Source organism: Aeromicrobium sp. CnD17-E, assembly GCF_024124745.1.
In the GTDB taxonomy this organism is placed as follows: domain Bacteria; phylum Actinomycetota; class Actinomycetes; order Propionibacteriales; family Nocardioidaceae; genus Aeromicrobium.
On sequence record NZ_JAMXRU010000166.1, the window covers coordinates 1 to 4,226 of the forward strand.

At 74.6% G+C, this 4,226-nt stretch carries 7 protein-coding genes; 6 read left to right on the plus strand and 1 reads right to left on the minus strand.

What is annotated here, in order from left to right:
* From NH339_RS17465 to NH339_RS17485, 5 genes are all read left to right on the plus strand, one after another.
* The coding region (locus NH339_RS17465; protein WP_305883291.1) for an NADH-ubiquinone oxidoreductase-F iron-sulfur binding region domain-containing protein at positions 1-339 on the plus strand (339 nt) is incomplete at its 5' end.
* Positions 336-545: a ferredoxin gene (locus NH339_RS17470; protein WP_253027273.1), complete on the plus strand. Its 210-nt coding sequence runs from the start codon at positions 336-338 to the stop codon at positions 543-545. The genes NH339_RS17465 and NH339_RS17470, both read left to right, overlap by 4 nt.
* A gap of 50 nt (positions 546-595) precedes the next feature.
* Positions 596-1,297 (plus strand): response regulator transcription factor, encoded by a 702-nt coding sequence (locus NH339_RS17475; protein ID WP_253027274.1) that lies wholly within the window; start codon positions 596-598, stop codon positions 1,295-1,297.
* The gene (locus NH339_RS17480) at positions 1,294-2,679 is read left to right on the plus strand and encodes a HAMP domain-containing sensor histidine kinase (RefSeq protein ID WP_253027275.1); all 1,386 of its coding nucleotides are present in this window, start codon (positions 1,294-1,296) and stop codon (positions 2,677-2,679) included. Before NH339_RS17475 ends, NH339_RS17480 begins: the two co-directional genes overlap by 4 nt.
* A gap of 58 nt (positions 2,680-2,737) precedes the next feature.
* Entirely contained in the window at positions 2,738-3,193 is a 456-nt protein-coding gene (locus NH339_RS17485; RefSeq protein ID WP_253027276.1) for a DUF2231 domain-containing protein, read from the plus strand.
* 43 nt (positions 3,194-3,236) lie between these two features.
* On the opposite strand, the gene NH339_RS17490 is transcribed toward NH339_RS17485, so the two are convergent.
* Positions 3,237-3,623: a universal stress protein gene (locus NH339_RS17490; RefSeq protein WP_253027277.1), complete on the minus strand. Its 387-nt coding sequence runs from the start codon at positions 3,621-3,623 to the stop codon at positions 3,237-3,239.
* 249 nt (positions 3,624-3,872) lie between these two features.
* Between NH339_RS17490 and NH339_RS17495 the strand changes: the two genes are divergently transcribed.
* Positions 3,873-4,226, plus strand: a 354-nt coding sequence (locus NH339_RS17495; protein WP_253027278.1) for a hypothetical protein, incomplete at its 3' end; no start/stop codon positions are given.

Consider the following 4,226-nt stretch of genomic DNA (forward strand, 5'->3'; position numbering starts at 1 on the left):
GTGCTGCCCGGCGCCACCTGCCCCGTGGGGGAGGTCGCGCGGGTGGCGCGCTGGCTCGCCGGGGAGTCGGCCGGGCAGTGCGGACCCTGCGTGTTCGGGCTCGACTCCCTCGCCTCCGACGTCGAGGGGCTGGCGGCGAACGCGCCCGTCGACCTCTCGCGCCTGTCCCGACGGCTCGGCCTGGTGCGCGGTCGCGGAGCGTGCGCCCACCCCGACGGCGCCGTCGGCTTCCTGGCCAGCGCGCTGACCGCGTTCGCCGACGACGTCGCCGTCCACGCGACGGGTCGCGGGTGCGGACGTCCGACGCTCGGCGTGCTCCCGACGGGTGCCGAGCGATGAGCCCACGCGTCCTGGTCGACTGGACCCGCTGCGACGGCCACGGACTGTGCGCCGCGCTCCTGCCCGAGCAGGTGACCCTCGACGAGTGGGGCTTCCCCGTCGTCGGCGACGACCTCACCGAGCGACAGGCCCGCCAGCTGGCGCAGGCGTGCCCCGCGCTCGCCCTGCGGGTCGTGCCCGCACTGGACCGGTCGGGCCGGTCGTGAGCGTGCGCGAGTCGGCCCCGGTCGGCGTCACCGAGCACTACGGTGACCCCATGGTCCGGATCCTGGTGGTCGAGGACGACCTCGCCATCCGCACGACCCTCACGCGCGGGCTGACCGACCACGGTGCCGTCGTCACCGCCGTCGGGACGGCCGTCGAGGCCATCCGCAGCGTCGGGGCCGAGCAGCCCGACGTGATCATGCTCGACCTCGGGCTGCCCGACCTCGACGGTGCCGACGTGCTCGCGCTCGTGCGCTCCTCCAGCGACGTCCCGGTGGTCGTGGCCACGGCCCGCGACGACGAGCGGGAGATCGTGCGGCTCCTCGACGCCGGCGCCGACGACTACCTCGTCAAGCCGTTCTCCGCCGCGCAGGCCATGGCGCGGGTCCGGGCGGTGCTGCGGCGCACCGCGCCGGTGGGTGCGACCGACCGCATCGTCAGGGTGGGCGGCCTGGTCGTCGACCCTGTGTCGCGGGAGGTCGCGCTCGACGGCCGCGCCGTCACGCTGAACCGCAAGGAGTTCGACCTGCTGCTCGCCCTCGCCACCCGCGCCGGCGAGGTCGTGAGCAAGCGGGAGCTGCTGGCGGACGTGTGGCAGATGCCGTGGGGCGGCGCCGACCGCACCGTCGACGTGCACCTGTCGTGGCTGCGCCGCAAGCTCGGCGAGAGTGCCGCCGACCCCCGGTACCTGCACAGCGTGCGAGGGGTGGGCGTCAAGCTCGTCGCCCCCGACCCGACGAGCGGCGACGCGTGAGCCTGCGCGCCCGCATCCTCGCGCTGGGCGTCGGGTCGGCCGCGGCGATGCTGCTGCTCCTCGCCGTGCCGGTCACGCTCACCGTGCAGCGGAACGTGCAGCAGGACGAGGAGCAGTGGGCCGCCTCGGTCGCGCAGGGCGTCGCCGACCTGGTGAGCACGGGGCGAGGCGACCGCGACGACCTCGTCGCGGTCGTCGAGCGCATCGACGCCCGCGACGGTGGTCGGGTGACCGTCGACGCCGGAGACGGCGCGCCCGTGGGATCGGCCCGACCCGACTGCAGGGTCGACTCGGACGCCCGTTTCGGTCCCCTCGCCGACGCCGGCACGCCCCCAGGGCGACGCGACGACGACGCACGGTCCAGCGACGGCGACTCCTACGGCCCGCCCAACGCCCGGGTCGGGCGCGTGTACGGGGCAGAGGTGGCGTCGGTCGACGGCGGCAGGCTCGTGCGCGTGGTCGCCGAGCAGCGGGGTCGCGACGTCGCCGTGTGCTCGTTCGTGCCGCGCAGCGTGGTGGGCAAGGAGACGCTCGAGCAGGTGGGCGTGCTCGGTCTCGCCGGCCTCGTCACGCTCGCGGCGGTGGCGGGTCTCGCGGTGGTGGTGGGGCGTCGTCTCGCAGGCCACCTGACGGCCGCGGCCGCGACGGCGGAACGTCTCGCCGACGGCGACCTCGAGGCTCGCGCCCCGCAGGACGGCCCGCGCGAGGTGCGCAGCGTGTCGGCGGCGCTCAACCGCCTGGCCGGACGCATCGACGAGCTGCTCGTGGCCGAGCGCGAGACCGTCGCCGACCTGTCGCACCGGCTGCGCACCCCGGTGACCGCCGTGCGGCTCGACGTCGAGGCCCTGCCGGAGTCGCCGCAGAAGCGTGAGCTCGAGGACCACCTCGACCACCTCGAGCGGACCCTGACGGCGGTGATCCAGGCTGCTCGCCGACCACAACGCGAGGGGGCGGTGCCCCGGACCGACGTGGTCGCCGTGGTGCAGGACCGGTTCGCGTACTGGGCTCCGCTGCTGGAGGACCAGCGGCGAGACGCCGTGCTCGAGCTGCCGGACGGCGCCGCGGGGCGGGAGGTGCGCCTGGCCGACGCGGACCTCGCCGCCGCGCTGGACGCGCTGCTCGAGAACGCCGTCGCGCACACGGCCGAGGGAGTGCCGGTGGCCGTGACCGTGTCGTTCGTCGGCACCGGCACCGTCGTCGAGGTCCGTGACCAAGGGCCGGGCGTGCCGCCGACGGCCTTGCGGCGCGGGACCAGCGACCGGGGCTCCAGCGGTCTCGGCCTCGACATCGCGCGGTCGTGCGCGGAGGCGAGTGGCGGCCGCCTCGACCTCGACCGCGACGGTCCGTGGTCCCTGGTCCGGCTCGTCCTCGGCGCACCCTGACCCCCTCCACCGCACGTCGGCGCTCGCCGCACGGGGACGTCCCACGAAGGAGAACACCATGCTGGACACGTTCAACGGCCTCCCGCTGCACCCGCTCGTCGTGCACGCGGTGGTCGTGCTGCTGCCCCTGTCGGTGGTCGGTGCGATCGTCGTCGCGCTGCGCCCGGCCTGGCGCCAGACCTACGGCTGGCTCGTGGCCAGTCTGCTCGTCGTGGCGACCGCGCTCACCCCGGTCGCGACCTCGAGCGGCGAGGCGCTCGAGAAGAGGGTCGGCGACCCGGGCCGGCACGCGGAGCTCGGCGACCAGCTCATCTGGTTCGAGATCGCCCTGCTGGTGGTGCTCGTGGCGATGCTCGTCCTGCACCGTCGGGGCGTCGTGTCCGCGGCGGCGCGGGGCGTGGCCGTCCTCGTCCTGATCGCCTCCGTCGCGGCGGCCGTGCAGGTCTACCGCGTGGGCGACTCGGGCGCGAAGGCGGTGTGGGGCGACACGACCAGCGAGGCTGGCGGCAGCTGAGCAGCCGACGTCCGAGAGGTACGTGCCGGGACCGGCGACGAGGTCAGCGCGCGGCCTTGACGGCGACGACCGGGCAGTCGGCCTCGAGCAGGATGCGCTGCGAGGTGGAGCCCAGCACCAGCTTGCCGACGGGCGAGCGCCGGCGCTGGCCGATGACGACGAGCGACGCGTCGTGACGGGTGGCGTGGTCGAGGATCGCGTCAGCAGCACCACCGCTGCCCACGAAGTGGACCACCTCGTGCTCGACGCCGGCCTCGCCGAGCCGCGACTCGAGCTGCTCCACGACGGTCTCGGGCGAGACGTCCGGGTGCGGCGCGTCGGACGCGATGACGACGAGACGGGCGGACGTGCTGCGGGCGTGGTCGACGGCCCAGGCCCAGGCGGCCTCGCCCTCGGGACTCGCGACGTAGCCCACGACGATCGTGCTCATGTGGTTCTCCTTCTCCCCGGCACCACGCTACCGGGCACCTGTGTCGTCGTCGCCTCGGGTGAACAGTGACTGACGTCCCGGAAGTATTCGGGACCAAAGAGGTGCAGACGACTCTCAAAAGGACTAAAGTCCCAACTAGTTAGGGACCAGCGTCCGTTCTTCGCGGTGGGGAGACCACGGAGGACCAGGTGGGCACCAGTGCAGCCGGTCGTGGATCCCTTCACCGAGGGAGAGAGCACCATGGAACGGGTGACGTCTGCACGTCCGTCGAGCGCGACCGCGAAGGTGGTCGCGCTCGTCCTGGTCGCCCTGGCGGCGTCGACGCTGGTCGTGGCCCAGGCCGACGCCGCGCGGAGCCACCGCGTGACCGTGACCAAGACCGCCACCGTCGCGAAGACCGCGACCCGCGTGGTGCACGTCGACGGTCACCGCGGCGAGGCGACGGTGCGGCGCAGCGCGACGGGTCGTGGCACTGCGACCGTCAAGGCGGCCACCCCGCAACGGGCGCGCGCGCAGGCGGCGACGAAGGCACGGAAGCGGGCCGTGGTGCAGGCCCGTCAGCGCGCCTTCAAGACGGCCTCGGCCGCCGCGGCGAAGATCGCG

Bases quoted from the DNA above. Each gene is read 5' to 3' on its own strand.
- NH339_RS17470 (WP_253027273.1), top strand. From the start codon at position 336: ATGAGCCCACGCGTCCTGGTCGACTGGACCCGCTGCGACGGCCACGGA.
- NH339_RS17485 (WP_253027276.1), top strand. From the start codon at position 2,738: ATGCTGGACACGTTCAACGGCCTCCCGCTGCACCCGCTCGTCGTGCAC.
- NH339_RS17490 (WP_253027277.1), bottom strand. From the start codon at position 3,623: ATGAGCACGATCGTCGTGGGCTACGTCGCGAGTCCCGAGGGCGAGGCC.
- NH339_RS17475 (WP_253027274.1), top strand. From the start codon at position 596: ATGGTCCGGATCCTGGTGGTCGAGGACGACCTCGCCATCCGCACGACC.